This is a genomic window from Microbacterium sp. PMB16 (genome assembly GCF_051294855.1).
In the GTDB taxonomy this organism is placed as follows: domain Bacteria; phylum Actinomycetota; class Actinomycetes; order Actinomycetales; family Microbacteriaceae; genus Microbacterium.
This window is the reverse complement of the sequence record NZ_CP145908.1, coordinates 2,961,673-2,976,954: the sequence shown is the minus strand read 5'-3', so window position 1 is coordinate 2,976,954 and position 15,282 is coordinate 2,961,673. Positions and strand designations below refer to the sequence as shown.

The following is a 15,282-nucleotide window of genomic DNA, read 5'->3' as shown; positions in this document are numbered from 1 at the left end:
TCAGCCGTTCTCCTTCTGGATCTTCGCCCACTGCTCTTCGACGTCGTTGATGCCACCGACGTTGAAGAAGGCCTGCTCGGCGACGTGGTCGAAGTCACCGCGGGTGATCGCATCGAACGACTCGATGGTCTCCTTGAGCGGGACGGTCGAACCCTCGACACCGGTGAACTTCTTCGCCATGTAGGTGTTCTGCGAGAGGAACTGCTGGATGCGACGTGCACGCGACACGACGATCTTGTCCTCTTCGGAGAGCTCGTCGACACCGAGGATCGCGATGATCTCCTGCAGTTCCTTGTTCTTCTGGAGGATCTGCTTGACCGTGGTCGCGACGCGGTAGTGGTCCTCGCCCAAGTACCGGGGGTCCATGATCCGCGACGTCGAGGTCAGCGGGTCGATGGCCGGGTACAGACCCTTCGATGCGATCTCACGAGAGAGCTCGGTCGTCGCGTCGAGGTGGGCGAAGGTGGTCGCCGGAGCCGGGTCGGTGTAGTCGTCGGCCGGCACGTAGATCGCCTGCAGCGAGGTGATCGAGTGACCACGCGTCGAGGTGATGCGCTCCTGGAGCACACCCATCTCGTCGGCGAGGTTCGGCTGGTAACCCACGGCGGACGGCATGCGGCCGAGCAGCGTCGAGACCTCGGAACCTGCCTGCGTGAAGCGGAAGATGTTGTCGATGAAGAGCAGCACGTCCTGCTTCTGCACGTCACGGAAGTACTCCGCCATCGTCAGAGCCGAGAGGGCGACGCGCAGACGCGTTCCCGGCGGCTCGTCCATCTGGCCGAAGACGAGGGCCGTCTTGTCGAAGACACCCGCCTCTTCCATCTCGTGGATGAGGTCGTTGCCCTCACGGGTGCGCTCACCGACACCGGCGAACACCGACACACCACCGTGGTCCTGCGCGACGCGCTGGATCATCTCCTGGATGAGGACGGTCTTGCCGACACCGGCGCCACCGAACAGACCGATCTTTCCGCCCAGCACGTACGGCGTGAGGAGGTCGATCGACTTGATGCCGGTCTCGAACATCGAGGTCTTGGACTCGAGCTGGTCGAAGTTCGGCGCCTTGCGGTGGATGGGCCAGCGCTCGGTGACCTCGATGGTCTCGCCGGGCTCGAGGTTGAGCACCTCGCCGATCACGTTGAAGACCTTGCCCTTGGTGACGTCACCGACGGGGACCGAGATGGCCTCTCCGGTGTCGCGCACTTCCTGGCCGCGGACGATACCGTCGGTCGGCTTCAGTGCGATGGCGCGGACGAGGTCGTCGCCGAGGTGCTGAGCGACCTCGAGGGTGATCTCGACGGAAGATTCGCCGATCACGATCGTGGTCTTCAGTGCGTTGTAGATGTCGGGGATCGAGTCGTGCGGGAACTCGATGTCGACAACCGGACCGTTGACGCGTGCGACGCGCCCGACGACCGCGGTCGCCGGCTGGTCAGCCGTGGCGGTGGGGGTCATTTTCGTCTCTCTCCTGATGGTCTATTTGCTCGACGAGAGCGCGTCGGCGCCGCCGACGATCTCTGCGATCTGCTGCGTGATCTCCGCCTGACGCGCGTTGTTGCGCAGACGGGTGTAGTCGGTGATGAGCTTGTCGGCGTTGTCGCTGGCGGACTTCATCGCCTTCTGCGTCGCGGCCTGCTTGGCGGCGGACGACTGCAGGAGTGCGTTGAAGACGCGGCTCTGGATGTACACCGGCAGGATCGCGTCCAGCACGGTCTCGGCATCCGGTTCGAACTCGTACAGCGGGTAGACGGTGTTACCCGCCTCCGACTCGTCGGCCTCCGAGATCTCCAGCGGAAGGAGACGAACGGATTCCGGCGACTGCGTCATCATGCTGACGAACCGGTTGTACACGAGGTGGATCTCGTCGACGCCGCCCTCATCCGCGCCGCGGTTGAAGTCCTCGAGCAGCTGCTGCGAGATCTCCTCCGCGGTGTGGAACGACGGGGTGTCGGTGTCGCCGGTCCACTCCGCAGCCGCCGCGATGCGACGGAACTGGAAGTAGCCGACGGCCTTGCGGCCGACGAGGTAGAACACCGGCTCCTTGCCCTGCCCGCGCAGGAGCTCCGCCACCTCGAGACCCTCACGGAGGATCTGCGAGTTGAAGGCTCCGGCGAGACCGCGGTCCGAGGAGAAGATCACGACCGCGGAGCGGCGGATCGACTCGGGCTCGCGGGTGAGCGGGTGGTCGACGTTCGAGTGCGTCGCGACGGCGGAGACGGCCCTCGTCACGGCTCGCGCGAAGGGGCTGGACGCTTTGACGCGTGCCATCGCCTTCTGGATGCGCGAAGCCGCGATGAGTTCCATCGCCTTCGTGATCTTCTTGGTCGTCTGAGCAGAAGAGATCTTCTGCTTGTAGACCCTGAGTTGAGCGCCCATGAATTCAGTACCTCACGCGGTTACGCGCGACGACCCTTGACGATCTTCTCCTGATTGACGTCTTCCGCCTCGGCAGCCTCGTGCTCTTCGTGACCGGGAGCGCCGATGGCGTGTCCCTTGCCACCCTGGAACTCCAGGACGAAGGCGTCCGTGTGCTTCTCGAGCTCTGCGACCGTGTCGTCGTCGAGGACGTTGGTCTCACGCAGGGTGTCGAGCACCTTGGTGTTGCGACGTAGGTAGTCCAGGAGCTCGCGCTCGAAGCGGAGGACGTCGGAGACCTCGATCGTGTCGAGCTTGCCCTTCGTTCCGGCCCAGATCGAGACGACCTGCTCCTCGACGGGGTACGGCGAGTACTGCGGCTGCTTGAGCAGCTCGGTCAGGCGCGCACCACGGGACAGCTGACGACGCGAAGCCGCGTCGAGGTCGGACGCGAACATCGCGAAGGCCTCGAGGGAGCGGTACTGCGCGAGCTCCAGCTTCAACGTTCCGGAGACCTTCTTGATCGACTTGACCTGCGCGTCACCGCCGACGCGCGAGACCGAGATACCCACGTCGACCGCCGGACGCTGGTTGGCGTTGAAGAGGTCGGACTGGAGGAAGATCTGGCCATCGGTGATCGAGATCACGTTGGTCGGGATGTACGCCGAGACGTCGTTCGCCTTGGTCTCGATGATCGGGAGACCCGTCATGGACCCTGCGCCGAGCTCGTCGGACAGCTTCGCGCAACGCTCCAGCAGACGGGAGTGCAGGTAGAAGACGTCACCCGGGTATGCCTCGCGGCCCGGCGGGCGGCGCAGCAGGAGGGAGACGGCACGGTAGGCCTCGGCCTGCTTCGACAGGTCGTCGAAGATGATGAGGACGTGCTTGCCGCCGTACATCCAGTGCTGACCGATGGCGGAACCCGTGTAGGGAGCCAGGTACTTGAAGCCGGCGGGGTCGGATGCCGGAGCTGCCACGATCGTGGTGTACTCCAGGGCACCGGCCTCTTCGAGCGCGCCCTTCACCGAAGCGATGGTCGAGCCCTTCTGGCCGATGGCGACGTAGATGCAGCGGACCTGCTTGTTGACGTCGCCCGAGTCCCAGTTGGCCTTCTGGTTGATGATCGTGTCGATCGCGATGGCCGTCTTACCGGTCTGGCGGTCGCCGATGATCAGCTGACGCTGACCGCGGCCGACCGGGATCATCGCGTCGATGGCCTTGATGCCGGTCTGCATCGGCTCGTGGACCGACTTGCGCTGCATGACGCCAGGCGCCTGCAGTTCGAGCTCGCGGACACCCTCGGTGGCGACCGGGCCGAGGCCGTCGATCGGGTTTCCGAGCGGGTCGACGACGCGACCGAGGTAGCCGTCGCCGACGGGGACCGAGAGGACCTCACCGGTGCGGGTGACCTCCTGGCCGGCTTCGACGCCGGTGAACTCGCCGAGGACGACGACACCGATCTGGTGCTCGTCGAGGTTCAGTGCGAGACCCTTGGTGCCGTCTGCGAAGGTCACGAGCTCGTTGGCCATGACGCCGGGCAGGCCCTCGACGTGCGCGATTCCATCCGCGGCGTCGATGACGGTGCCGACCTCGGTCGCCGCTGCCCCGGTGGGCTCGTAGGCGGCGGCGAAGTCCTTCAGCGCGTCACGGATGACGTCGGGGCTGATCGATAGTTCTGCCATTGTCTTCCCTTTGTATCTGGGTGCGCGGTTCCCCGCGCGAAGTCGTGTTAGCCCGCGAGCTTCTGGCGAAGGTCTGCGAGTCGAGCGGAGATGCTGCCGTCGATGACGTCATCGGCGATCTGCACGCGCAGACCTCCGACGACGGCAGGGTCGATGACGACGTTGAGCGAGACCTTGCCGTCGTAGCGGCGCGAGAGAGCGTCGCTGAGACGGGTGCGCTGCGCGTCGTTGAGCTCGGACGCGCTGTGGACCGTAGCGACGACCCGACCATGCTGGCTCGAGACGATGCGCGTGGCGCGGCTGAGCAGCTGGCGCACACGCCGCTCGCGCGGCTGGCGCACGAGCGAGGAGACGATCAGCGTGACCGGAGCGCTCGAGCCGCCGTCGGCGAGCAAGCGCTCGACGAGTGCGGCCTTGGCGTCTTCTCCCCCGAGGCGGCTGCCCAGGGCGAGCTCCAGCTCGGCGTTCGCGGCGATGACGCGGGAGAATCCGAAGAGTTCTCCCTCGATGTCAGCGCCCGGTTCGGCGATCGCTGCGGCGCGGATCGCGAGCTCCTCGATGCCGTCCACCAGCTCGCCTGCGTTCGACCAGCGCTCGGCCACGACGGTCTTCAGAACGCTCTGCGCGTCTGCAGAGAATCCGCCGAAGACCGCTGCGACGACGTTCTGTCGCGCGACGGCCGGAGCCGAAGGGTCGGCAAGCGCGCCGCTCAGCTGGGACGACTCACTCACGGCACGCCCGGCAGCGAAAAGCTCCCGTGCGGTGTCGAGAGTGACGCCCTTCGCTGCGGCAAGCGTCTCGATGGATGCCGCGAGTGCCTGAGTGGTCGCGCTGCCCATTACTTCGCCGCCTTCTCGGATGCTTCGAGATCGGCGAGGAAGCGGTCGACGACAGCCGTCGCACGAGCGTCGTCGGAGAGGGTCTCTCCGACGACACCACCGGCGAGGTCGAGGGCCAGCGAGCCCACCTCGCTGCGGAGCGAGACGAGAGCGGTCTGACGCTCGGCCTCGATCTGCGTGTGCGCGGTGGCCGTGAGGCGTGCCGCCTCGGTGGAAGCAGCATCCTTGGCCTCGGCGACGATCTTCTTGCCGTCCTCGCGGGCGGCCTCACGGATCTCACCGGCCTCGGTGCGTGCCTCCGCCAACTGGCGGGTGTACTCCTCGAGCGCTGCTTCGGCCTTCTTCTGCGCCTCGTCAGCCTTCGCCATGTTGCCTTCGATGGCAGCCGAACGCTCGTCGAGCATCTTCGTCAGCTTCGGAAGGGCGACCTTCCACACCACGAGAAGGATGAGGACGAACCACAGACCCGACCAGATGATGTCGTACCACGCGGGGATCAGCGGGTTGTGAGCCGCTTCGCCCTCAGCTGCGAGGTTCGTGACAAGAGCGTTCAGCATCCTGTCTCCTTCATGAGTCGGTAGGGATTACGCGGGGAACGGGATGAATGCGACGGCGATGCCGACGAACGCAAGCGCCTCGGTGAAGGCGATACCGATCCACATGAGGACCTGAAGGCGACCGGCCAGCTCGGGCTGACGGGCGACGCCCTCGATGGTCTTGCCGACGACGATACCCACGCCGATGGCCGGGCCGATGGCTGCGAGGCCGTAGCCGACCGCACCGATGTGACCGTTGATTTCAGCGAGAACCGTAGTTGCGTCCACGGGTTTTTCCTTTCGTTGGGTGGGAGGGCTGATGCCCGCCCGCTCAGAGTCTGTTGCTCAGTGCTCTTCTGCGACCGCGAGCTGGATGTAGACCGCGGTGAGGACGGTGAAGACGTAGGCCTGGAGAACGGCGACCAGAATCTCGAAGAGAGTGAAGGCGCCGCCGAAGGCGAGGGTTCCGACACCGAGTGCGGCCCAGCCGCCGCCGACGGTGAAGAAGAAGAACTGGGTTGCTGCGAAGCAGAGGACAAGCAGCATGTGCCCGACGACCATGTTCATCAGGAGTCGGAGCATCAGCGTGACCGGACGCAGGATGAAGGTCGAGAGGAGCTCGATGATGGCGACGATCGGCATCGCGAATCCGGGAACGCCCTGCGGGAGGAGCGCGTTCTTGAAGAAGCGGAAGCCGTGACGTCGCATACCTGCGTAGATGAACGTGACGTAGGAGACCAGTGCCAGCGTCAACGGCACGGCCGCGATGCTGGTTCCGGCGATGTTCAGGAACGGGATGATGCCCGTGATGTTCATGAACAGCACCATGAAGAAGATCGTGGTGAGGATCGGCAGGAAGCGGTCGCCGTCCTTGCGTCCGAGCAGATCGTGGGCGATGTTGCCGCGGACGAGTCCGAGGCCCATCTCCACCAGGCTCTGGAAACGGCCGGGAACGACCGTCATGCGGCGGGTGCCGAGCCAGAGGATGAGGACCACCGCGATCACGGAGAGGAACTGCACCAGATGGATGCGGTGCACCGGGATGACACCGAACGCGTTGAAGAGGATCTCCGGGAAGAACTCATCGATCGACGGGCCGTGGAACTCGCCGTCAGTGGCAAGTCGAGGGATCAGGGTCGCAGCAAGATTAAACAGCGCGGGCTCCAGCTTCGGGGCACCGGTCTAAACCGGGGCGACGATGGTCGGTGTGCTATCAGCGCAAGCGCTCGCGGGCGAGCGGCGGGCACTCCTCAACACTATCAGAATATGAGGTTGTCCTAAGACCGCGGGCCGCCCTCGGACGATCCCTCGCCCGCGCGGTTCTGGCTGCCTGGTGCCACGTCTTCCGGCACCTCCGTCGGCAGCGTCGTGTCGCTGACGTTCGGCAGGCGCATGCGGGTCAGCACGATGACGTCGATCACCAGCGACATGATCACGCCCGCGACGATCGACAGGAAGAACACCATCGGGTGCAGCCAGGGCTGACCACCGAGCAGGATCATCACCACGACGAACAGGCCGAGCTTCAGGAGCCAGCCGCCGAGCACGATGGCGAAGAAGAGCTGCACATAGATCGGATCGCCGTACCAGCGGTTCGCGACGAGGATGCTGATCCCGGTGATCGCCAGGAACAGGGCGGCGAGGAGTACGCCGAGCAGCCCGCTCACGAGCCCCTCCCCCTGCGCCACGAGGAATCCGACTCCGCCGGCGATGATCGCCAGCACCACCGTCGCCACCGCCGACCAGATCAGGGTCCGGCGCAGGATCGGCGTGCTGGAAACAGGGCTCGGGCTCATGAGGACTCCACGGGTGTCGGATCGGGTGCAACGCCCGCGGCACGCTTCCGGCGGCGGGTAGGGCTCAGGGTGATGACGAGGCAGGCGGCGATGCCGACGATGCCGAAGCCGACGCCCGGAAGGTACTGACCGGGCCAGTCCTCTCGAGCCCCGACGTACATCAGCAGCACGGCCAGCGAGATGACAGCGGTCCACGCGTAGAAGATGAGGACCGCGTCACGGTCGCGGTGGCCGAGATCGAGCATCCGATGATGGAGGTGCTTGCGATCGGGCGAGAAGGGCGACTTGCCCGCGTTCATGCGGCGGAGCACGGCGAGGCCGAAGTCGAGCAGCGGCAGCAGCACGACCAGGAGCGGCAGCAGGATCGGGATGAACGCACCGAGCAGCTGCGAACGGCCGAGGCGCTCCGGGTCGAGCGCTGAGGGATCCATCTGGCCGGTGAGGGCGATGGCGGACGTGGACATCAGGAGTCCGATGACCAGCGCGCCGGAGTCGCCCATGAACAGTTTCGCCGGGCTCCAGTTCAGCGGTAGGAAGCCCAGGCAGGCGCCGATCAGGACGGCGGCGATGAAGGTCGAGAGGTTGAAGTAGCTCGATGCTCCCGAGTCTCGGGTGAAGATGTAGGAGTAGGCGAAGAACACGCCGTTGGAGATCAGGCACACTCCGGCGACGAGGCCGTCGAGGCCGTCGATGAAGTTCACTGCGTTCATGACGATCACGATCGCGAACATCGTGATGCTGATGCTGACCCAGCTCGAGAAGACGATCAGATCGCCGAACGGCAGCGACAGGATCTGCAGCCCCCCGCCCACCGTGATGATGCCGGCAGCCAGGAACTGCGCGCCGAGCTTGATCATCCAGTCCAGGTCCCACAGGTCGTCGACCACGCCGATCACGGCGATCAGGAACGAGGCGCCGAGGATCGACCACATGGTGGTCGGCGGGAACCAGATGCTCTGGAAGAACGGATTGGCCGCCGAGACGATGCTGCCGACGGCGATGCCGAGGAAGATCGCGACCCCGCCGAGGCGCGGAGTGGGGGTCGTGTGCACATCCCGATCGCGGATGCCGGGATAGAGCTTGAAGCGGAGGCTGAGGCGCCACACCGCCCATGTCAGCCCGAAGGTGATCACGGCGGTGAGGATGATCGTGAAGAGATACTGCTTCACGAATCCCCGTCCTGATGCTCCTCCACGTGCTCGGTCTCTTCTCCGGGTGCGAGCAGCTCGCCGAGCACGTCGTGCAGCTGCTCACGAGTCACCACCCCGTCACGCAGGATGCGGACGACGCCCGGCTCTTCGCCCGCGCGGCGGACGAGGGAAGTCGCGTCGACGATCGTCGACGCGATGCCCTCCTTGCTCATGCCGTCGGCGAGATAGACGGCGACGCTCTCGCCGAGCATCTGTTCGGCATCATGGGCCGAGATCGCGGCGGCATGGCCGGTGAGGTTGGCGCTCGACACCGCGAGTGGTCCGGTCTCGGCGAGGAGCTCCAGCGCGACGTGCCCCTCCGGCATCCGCACTGCGACGGTTCCGAGGGTCTCCCCCAGGTCCCACACCAGCGACGGCTGTGCGGGGAGCACGATCGTGAGCCCGCCCGGCCAGAACGCGTCGACGAGGCGCTGCACCGGCTCGGGAACCGACTCAGCCAGAGCCGCGAGGGTCTCCTTCGTCCCGATCAGCACGGGCGGCGGCTGGTCACGGCCGCGGCCCTTCGCGTCGAGCAGCCGCTGCACCGCGGCGGGCGAGAAGGCGTCGGCGGCCACGCCGTAGACGGTGTCGGTGGGCATCACGATGAGTTCGCCGCGGCCGATCGCCTGGCGCGCGTGGCGCATTCCGGCAAGCAGCTCGGCCTCGTCGCGGCAGTCGAAGATGGTTGACATGACGGTTCGATTCTATCCGGGGTGAACGGGTTCGACGCTCGGAGTGCGCTGATCAGGGGCGCAGAGCAGTGGTGGTGCGGTCGCGCAGCGTGAGGTCGCGATGCGTCGCCGCCGCTCGCCAGCCGTCGGCCGTGAGGAGTTCACGGATCGATCCGCCCTGCAGCTCGCCGTGCTCGATCACGATCAGGCCACCGGGACGGAGCAGCCGCAGCGCCCTGGTGCTGAGCGTCCGCACGATGTCGAGGCCGTCCTCTCCCCCGTACAGGGCCATCGCGGGATCGAACAGTCGGACCTCCGGGTCGCGCGGGATCGCGGCATCCGGCACGTAGGGCGGGTTGGAGATGACGACGGATGCCGTGCCGTCGAGCTCCGGGAATGCCTCGCCGAGATCCGACAGCACCAGGGTCAGGTTCTCGACCCCGTCGGTGTTGCGGCTCGCCCAGGCGTGGGCGTCCGGAGAGAGCTCGGCCGCGAACACGCGGGAGTGCGGCACCTCGGTCGCCATGGCGAGGGCGATCGCCCCGCTTCCGGTGCCCAGGTCGACGCCGATGGGTGCGGGATCCGGCGCGTTCAGCAGCGCGTCGATCGCGTACTGCACGACGGTCTCGGTCTCGGGCCGCGGCACGAAGACGCCGGGCCCGACGGCCAGCTCGAGGTGACGGAACGGCGCCGTGCCGGTGATGTGCTGCAGGGGCTCCCGGGCGGCGCGCCTGGCCACCACGGTCTCCAGCCGCACCGCATCGTCGTCGGACGCCCCGTCGCCGCGGACGATAGCCGCCTGCACCTCGCCGCGACGCCGCCCCAGCACATGACCGACGAGCAGTTCGGCGTCGACGAGAGGGTCGGGCACGCCGGCGTCGGCGAGCCGCTGGGCCGCGGCGCGTACGAGCGCGGCGAGCGTGGTCTCAGGCATGACTTCCAGCGTAGAGTGCGAGCGAGCGTCACATTACCGGCGCGAATCGGCGCCTCGAATAGGCTGGTGCGGCATCGTCCCGCTCAGGAAGGTTCCTCCATGCCCGGTATCCACTCCGACATCACGACCGCGTTCGGCAACACCCCGCTCGTCCGCCTGAACAGGGTGGCTGAGGGCGTCGACGCGACCGTGCTCGCCAAGCTCGAGTTCTACAACCCGGCATCCAGCGTGAAGGACCGCCTCGGCATCGCCATCGTGGACGCCGCCGAGGCATCCGGCGAGCTGAAGCCGGGCGGAACCATCGTCGAAGCGACCAGCGGCAACACCGGCATCGCGCTCGCCATGGTCGGCGCAGCCCGCGGGTACAAGGTCATCCTCACGATGCCGGCGTCGATGTCGAAGGAGCGTCGGATGCTGCTCAAGGCGTTCGGCGCCGAGCTGGTGCTGACCGACCCGACGAAGGGCATGACCAACGCGATCGCCGAGGCCGAGGAGATCGCGGCGAAGACGCCCGGTGCGGTCCTCGCCAAGCAGTTCGCGAACGAGGCCAACCCGGCCATCCACCGCAAGACCACCGCGGAGGAGATCCTCCGCGACACCGACGGCAAGGTCGACTACTTCGTCGCCGGCATCGGAACCGGCGGAACCATCACCGGTGTCGGCCAGGTGCTGAAGGAGCGCATCCCGGGCGTCAAGGTCGTCGCCGTCGAGCCCAAGGACTCCCCCATCCTCACCGAGGGCCACCCCGGTCCGCACAAGATCCAGGGAATCGGACCGAACTTCGTTCCTCCGATCCTCGATCGCGACGTGATCGACGAGGTCATCGACGTCACCTTCGACGACGCGATCCGTCTCGCCCGCGACACCGCGGCGAAGGACGGCATCCTGGTCGGCATGTCGAGCGGCGCGGCGATCTGGGCGGCGCTCGAGATCGCGAAGCGGCCGGAGGCGGCCGGTAAGAACATCGTCGTGATCATCCCCTCGTTCGGTGAGCGCTATCTCTCGACGGCTCTCTACGAGCACCTCCGCGACGAGTGAGCATGACGATCTGGGGCCGCGTGCGCGAGGACATCGTCGCCGCGCGCCTGCGGGACCCTGCTGCGCGCAGCGCCGCCGAGGTGGCGCTGCTGTATCCGGGTCTGCACGCCATCTGGGCGCATCGCGTGTCGCATGCGCTCTGGCGCCGCCGTCTGCGGCTGCTCGCCCGCGCCTCGTCGCAGCTGTCGCGATGGCTGACCGGGATCGAGATCCATCCCGGTGCGCGCATCGGCCGACGATTCTTCATCGATCACGGCATGGGCGTGGTGATCGGCGAGACGGCGGAGATCGGCGACGACGTGATGCTCTATCACGGGGTCACGCTGGGCGGCCGCACGCGCGACTCCGGCAAGCGGCATCCGACCCTCGGAGACGGTGTGGCGGTCGGGGCCGGCGCGAAGATCCTCGGGCCGGTCACGATCGGCGCAGGATCGGTGATCGGCGCGAACGCTGTGGTCACACGAGACGCCCCGGCGGACAGCATCCTGGTCGGCGTGCCGGCGAAGCCGCGTCACCGCACCATCGGTGAGGACACGAGGGCGCTGCTCACCGCGCCCGACTACTCGATCTGACTTGCAGAGATCAGCGACGCCGGGATTCCTGGGTCTCGTTCTTCCGCTTGAGGAAGACGAGCGGGAGCAGCACGCTGCCGAGCGCGGTGATGAGCCAGACGATGACCGCGCCGAGCAGCCATCCCGTGGCATCGACGATGCGAAGGCCGCCGATCGGCAGCAGCACCACGATGACCAGGGCGATCAGCGTCGAGATGATCCCGATTCCGCCCATCAGCACCGGCGCGTAGCGATCGGCAAGCCTGCCGACCAGCGGGGCGAGCACGCTCTGCACGATCGCGAAGATCAGGATGCAGATGACGAAACCCCACCACTTGTCCCACTGGATCTGGAAGCCCTCGAGGAGGGCATCGGCGACGATGAGCCCGATGCCGGCCGAGACGACGTACGTCAGCGCCCGGATGAGAAGTGTGATCACGCGCCGAGCCTAGCGCTCGTGGTGCTCCGACGTCAGGAGTCGTTTCCGACGGCCGCGAGCTGCGCTTCCTCGTCGGCCGCGATGGCGCTGGTGATGATCGGATCGAGCGCGCCATCCATCACCTGGTCGAGGTTGTACGCCTTGAAGCCGGTGCGGTGATCCGCGATGCGGTTCTCCGGGAAGTTGTAGGTGCGGATGCGCTCGGAGCGATCCATTCCGCGGATCTGCGACTTGCGCACGTCGGAGGCGGCGGCAGCCAGCTCCTCCTGCTGCCGCGCGAGCAGGCGGGCGCGCAGCACGCGCATCCCGGCCTCACGGTTCTGCAGCTGCGACTTCTCGTTCTGCATCGAGACGACGATGCCGGTCGGCACGTGCGTGATGCGCACGGCGGAGTCGGTCGTGTTGACGGACTGCCCACCCGGTCCCGACGAGCGGAACACATCGATCTTGAGATCGTTCTGGTCGATCTGGATCTCTTCGGGCTCATCGACCTCGGGGAACACCAGCACACCGGTGGTCGAGGTGTGGATGCGCCCCTGCGACTCGGTCGCCGGAACCCGCTGCACGCGGTGCACACCGCCCTCGTACTTGAGGTGGGCCCAGACGCCCTGCGCGGGGTCGGTGGACGAGCCCTTGATCGCGACCTGGACGTCCTTGTAGCCGCCGAGGTCGGACTCGTTGCGCTCCAGCAGCTCGGTCTTCCAGCCCTTGGATGCCGCGTACTGCACGTACATGCGCAGGAGGTCGGCGGCGAACAGCGCCGACTCGGCGCCGCCCTCCCCCGCCTTGATCTCCATGATCACGTCACGGGCGTCGTCGGGGTCGCGCGGGATCAGCAGACGTCGGAGTCGCTCCTGTGTCGCCTGGACTTCTTCCTCCATCGCGGGGATCTCGGCCGCGATCGACTCGTCCTCGCGAGCGAACTCGCGTGCCGTGTCCAGATCATCGGATGCCGCCACCCACGCGTCGTACGCGGCGACGATCCTCGACAGCTCGGCGTAGCGACGGTTGACGCGCTTCGCTCGGGCCGCGTCGGCGTGCACCGCCGGGTCGGAGAGTTCCTCCTGGACCCGGCGATGCTCGTCGAGCAGAGTCTGGACGGACTCGAACACGTCAGGCCGCTCAGCGGATGTTGTTGTCGTGCCCGTGCGCGCCCGACGGGAGCGTGGGGATCGACTTCTGCATCTGCACGAGGAACTCGACGTTCGAGTGCGTCTCCTTGAGCTTGCCGAGCACGACCTCGAGGGCCTGCTGCTGGTCGAGGCCCGCAAGGGCACGACGCAGCTTCCAGGTGATCTTGACCTCGTCGGCCGAAAGCAGCATCTCCTCGCGGCGGGTGCTCGAGGCGTTCACGTCGACAGCCGGGAAGATGCGCTTGTCGGCGAGAGCGCGCGACAGGCGCAGCTCGCTGTTGCCGGTGCCCTTGAACTCCTCGAAGATGACCTCGTCCATCTTGGAGCCGGTCTCGACGAGAGCCGTGGCGAGGATCGTGAGCGATCCACCGTTCTCGATGTTGCGCGCCGCGCCGAAGAACCGCTTGGGCGGGTACAGGGCTGACGCGTCGACGCCACCGCTGAGCACACGACCGGATGCCGGTGCGGCCAGGTTGTACGCACGACCGAGGCGGGTGATCGAGTCGAGCAGCACGACGACGTCGCGGCCCAACTCGACGAGGCGCTTGGCGCGTTCGATGGCGAGCTCGGCGACCGTGGTGTGGTCTTCGGCCGGGCGGTCGAACGTCGAGGCGATGACCTCGCCCTTGACCGTCCGCTCCATGTCGGTGACCTCTTCGGGGCGCTCGTCCACGAGCACGACCATGAGGTGGACCTCGGGGTTGTTCTGCGCGATCGCGTTGGCGATCTGCTGCAGCACGATGGTCTTGCCGGCCTTGGGAGGCGCGACGATGAGACCGCGCTGACCCTTGCCGATCGGCGCGACGAGGTCGATGATGCGCTGCGTGAGCTTCTCCGGCACCGTCTCCAGGCGCAGACGCTCCTGGGGGTACAGCGGGGTGAGCTTGCCGAACTCCACGCGGGTCGCGGCGTCGTCGATGGACAGGCCGTTGATCGAGTCGACCTTGACCAGGGCGTTGTACTTCTGGCGCCCCTGCTGCTCGCCCTCGCGGGGCTGCTTGATCGAGCCGACGACCGCGTCGCCCTTGCGCAGGTTGTACTTCTTCACCTGACCGAGCGACACGTAGACGTCGCTCGGGCCGGCGAGGTAGCCGGTGGTGCGGACGAACGCGTAGTTGTCGAGCACGTCGAGGATGCCGGCGATCGGGATCAGGACGTCGTCCTCGCCGATCTCGGTGTCGAACTCGTCGGTCGGCTCCGCGCCGCGACGCTTGTTGCGCTGACGGTTGCGGTTGTTGCCGCCCGCCTGGTCGTCTGTGGCGGCCTGCGGCTGCTGCTGCTCCTGCGCCGTGCCGCTCTGTCCACGGCCGCGGTTACGGCTGCGGTTGCGATTGCGGTTGCGACCGCCCTGCTCGTCGCCGTCACCGGAGTCGCCGGCGGAGTCGTCCGCCTGCGAGTTGTCCGACTGCCCGTTGTCCTTCTGGGCGTTGTCTTTCTGGGCGTTGTCTTTCTGGGCGTTGTCGTTGCGTGCACTCTGAGCGTTGTCGTTGCGTGCACCCGAGTTGCGGTTGTTGCGACCGTTGGAGCTGCGCGCGTTGTCGCTCTGCTGTCCGTCGTTCTGGTTGCCGTCGGCGCGAGTGCTCTCGCTCGGAGCCTCGGCGGGCGCGGTGTCGGTGTTCGACTCCGCGGACTGGCCGTCGGCCTCGGTGGCGGGCTTCTGCGTGCGACGGCCGCGACCGGTGGTCTTCGGTGCGGTCTCCGCCGGCGCCTCCGTGGTTGCGGGGGCTGCCTCGGCGGGCGCGGTCACGGCGTCAGCGGCCGGCGCCTCGGCATCCGCCTTCTTGGCACGGCTGCGACGCGGTGCCTTCGCCTTCGGAGCGGCTTCTGCCGTCGCTGCGCCGTCGCCGGAGGCTGCTGCCTGAGGCTCGGCCGCCGCAGGAGCGGCATCCGTCTTCTCTGCAGCCTTCTCGGCAGCCTTCTCCGCCTTGGCGGCGGCGGTGGCGCTGGTGGCACGACGCGGCGCGCGCTTGCGCGCCGGCGCGGCCTCCGTGGCCGAATCGGTGCCGGTGGCAGACGTCTGATCGTTCTGGGTCTCGGAGAGGTTCTCCACGAGTACTCCCTTATATGTCATGGGGAATGAGCGTTCAACGCGCACAACGGGTGCTGCGCACGATCGCA

At 67.0% G+C, this 15,282-nt stretch carries 16 protein-coding genes; 2 read left to right on the top strand and 14 right to left on the bottom strand.

What is annotated here, in order from left to right:
• From atpD to prmC, 11 genes are all read right to left on the bottom strand, one after another.
• Entirely contained in the window at positions 1-1,455 is a 1,455-nt protein-coding gene (gene atpD / locus V5D55_RS14205) for a F0F1 ATP synthase subunit beta (protein ID WP_435744112.1), read from the bottom strand.
• 21 nt (positions 1,456-1,476) lie between these two features.
• Positions 1,477-2,376 carry a F0F1 ATP synthase subunit gamma gene (locus V5D55_RS14200; RefSeq protein ID WP_435744110.1) on the bottom strand — a complete coding sequence of 300 codons (900 nt, stop codon included), beginning with the start codon at positions 2,374-2,376 and terminating at the stop codon, positions 1,477-1,479.
• Between the two features lie 20 nt (positions 2,377-2,396).
• The gene (gene atpA / locus V5D55_RS14195) at positions 2,397-4,037 is read right to left on the bottom strand and encodes a F0F1 ATP synthase subunit alpha (RefSeq protein WP_435744108.1); all 1,641 of its coding nucleotides are present in this window, start codon (positions 4,035-4,037) and stop codon (positions 2,397-2,399) included.
• A 47-nt stretch (positions 4,038-4,084) separates the two neighbouring features.
• The gene (locus V5D55_RS14190; RefSeq protein WP_435744106.1) at positions 4,085-4,876 is read right to left on the bottom strand and encodes a F0F1 ATP synthase subunit delta; all 792 of its coding nucleotides are present in this window, start codon (positions 4,874-4,876) and stop codon (positions 4,085-4,087) included.
• Entirely contained in the window at positions 4,876-5,433 is a 558-nt protein-coding gene (locus tag V5D55_RS14185; RefSeq protein WP_435744103.1) for a F0F1 ATP synthase subunit B, read from the bottom strand. Before V5D55_RS14185 ends, V5D55_RS14190 begins: the two co-directional genes overlap by 1 nt.
• Before the next feature lie 27 nt (positions 5,434-5,460).
• Positions 5,461-5,700, bottom strand: a complete 240-nt coding sequence (gene atpE, locus V5D55_RS14180) for an ATP synthase F0 subunit C (RefSeq protein ID WP_045265023.1) — start codon at positions 5,698-5,700, stop codon at positions 5,461-5,463.
• A 57-nt stretch (positions 5,701-5,757) separates the two neighbouring features.
• Entirely contained in the window at positions 5,758-6,546 is a 789-nt protein-coding gene (gene atpB, locus V5D55_RS14175; protein WP_435749314.1) for a F0F1 ATP synthase subunit A, read from the bottom strand.
• Between the two features lie 143 nt (positions 6,547-6,689).
• Positions 6,690-7,208 carry a hypothetical protein gene (locus V5D55_RS14170; protein WP_435744101.1) on the bottom strand — a complete coding sequence of 173 codons (519 nt, stop codon included), beginning with the start codon at positions 7,206-7,208 and terminating at the stop codon, positions 6,690-6,692.
• Positions 7,205-8,377 carry an MraY family glycosyltransferase gene (locus V5D55_RS14165; RefSeq protein WP_435744099.1) on the bottom strand — a complete coding sequence of 391 codons (1,173 nt, stop codon included), beginning with the start codon at positions 8,375-8,377 and terminating at the stop codon, positions 7,205-7,207. The genes V5D55_RS14170 and V5D55_RS14165 overlap by 4 nt, the downstream gene beginning before the upstream one ends.
• A complete protein-coding gene (locus tag V5D55_RS14160; RefSeq protein ID WP_435744096.1) occupies positions 8,374-9,090 on the bottom strand; it encodes an L-threonylcarbamoyladenylate synthase in 717 nt (238 codons plus the stop codon). The genes V5D55_RS14165 and V5D55_RS14160 overlap by 4 nt, the downstream gene beginning before the upstream one ends.
• Before the next feature lie 52 nt (positions 9,091-9,142).
• A complete protein-coding gene (gene prmC, locus V5D55_RS14155; protein WP_435744094.1) occupies positions 9,143-10,003 on the bottom strand; it encodes a peptide chain release factor N(5)-glutamine methyltransferase in 861 nt (286 codons plus the stop codon).
• Positions 10,004-10,102: 99 nt separating this feature from the next.
• Between prmC and cysK the strand changes: the two genes are divergently transcribed.
• Together cysK and epsC are read left to right on the top strand one after the other, a co-directional pair.
• Positions 10,103-11,041, top strand: coding sequence for a cysteine synthase A (gene cysK / locus V5D55_RS14150; protein ID WP_435744092.1), 939 nt, complete (start codon positions 10,103-10,105; stop codon positions 11,039-11,041).
• 2 nt (positions 11,042-11,043) lie between these two features.
• The gene (gene epsC, locus V5D55_RS14145; protein WP_435744089.1) at positions 11,044-11,613 is read left to right on the top strand and encodes a serine O-acetyltransferase EpsC; all 570 of its coding nucleotides are present in this window, start codon (positions 11,044-11,046) and stop codon (positions 11,611-11,613) included.
• A 10-nt stretch (positions 11,614-11,623) separates the two neighbouring features.
• Here epsC and V5D55_RS14140 read toward each other — a convergent pair whose 3' ends face one another.
• From V5D55_RS14140 to rho, 3 genes are read right to left on the bottom strand one after another with little or no spacing between them, the layout of a single operon-like run.
• Positions 11,624-12,031 (bottom strand): hypothetical protein, encoded by a 408-nt coding sequence (locus V5D55_RS14140; RefSeq protein ID WP_435744086.1) that lies wholly within the window; start codon positions 12,029-12,031, stop codon positions 11,624-11,626.
• A gap of 32 nt (positions 12,032-12,063) precedes the next feature.
• Positions 12,064-13,143 (bottom strand): peptide chain release factor 1, encoded by a 1,080-nt coding sequence (prfA, locus tag V5D55_RS14135; RefSeq protein WP_435744083.1) that lies wholly within the window; start codon positions 13,141-13,143, stop codon positions 12,064-12,066.
• 10 nt (positions 13,144-13,153) lie between these two features.
• Positions 13,154-15,214 (bottom strand): transcription termination factor Rho, encoded by a 2,061-nt coding sequence (gene rho / locus V5D55_RS14130; protein ID WP_435744081.1) that lies wholly within the window; start codon positions 15,212-15,214, stop codon positions 13,154-13,156.
• Between the last annotated feature and the right edge of the window lie 68 nt (positions 15,215-15,282).

Bases quoted from the DNA above. Each gene is read 5' to 3' on its own strand.
- V5D55_RS14170 (WP_435744101.1), bottom strand. From the start codon at position 7,208: ATGAGCCCGAGCCCTGTTTCCAGCACGCCGATCCTGCGCCGGACCCTG.
- atpA (WP_435744108.1), bottom strand. From the start codon at position 4,037: ATGGCAGAACTATCGATCAGCCCCGACGTCATCCGTGACGCGCTGAAG.
- cysK (WP_435744092.1), top strand. From the start codon at position 10,103: ATGCCCGGTATCCACTCCGACATCACGACCGCGTTCGGCAACACCCCG.
- V5D55_RS14200 (WP_435744110.1), bottom strand. From the start codon at position 2,376: ATGGGCGCTCAACTCAGGGTCTACAAGCAGAAGATCTCTTCTGCTCAG.
- V5D55_RS14185 (WP_435744103.1), bottom strand. From the start codon at position 5,433: ATGCTGAACGCTCTTGTCACGAACCTCGCAGCTGAGGGCGAAGCGGCT.
- prmC (WP_435744094.1), bottom strand. From the start codon at position 10,003: ATGCCTGAGACCACGCTCGCCGCGCTCGTACGCGCCGCGGCCCAGCGG.
- V5D55_RS14160 (WP_435744096.1), bottom strand. From the start codon at position 9,090: ATGTCAACCATCTTCGACTGCCGCGACGAGGCCGAGCTGCTTGCCGGA.
- V5D55_RS14190 (WP_435744106.1), bottom strand. From the start codon at position 4,876: ATGGGCAGCGCGACCACTCAGGCACTCGCGGCATCCATCGAGACGCTT.
- epsC (WP_435744089.1), top strand. From the start codon at position 11,044: ATGACGATCTGGGGCCGCGTGCGCGAGGACATCGTCGCCGCGCGCCTG.
- atpD (WP_435744112.1), bottom strand. From the start codon at position 1,455: ATGACCCCCACCGCCACGGCTGACCAGCCGGCGACCGCGGTCGTCGGG.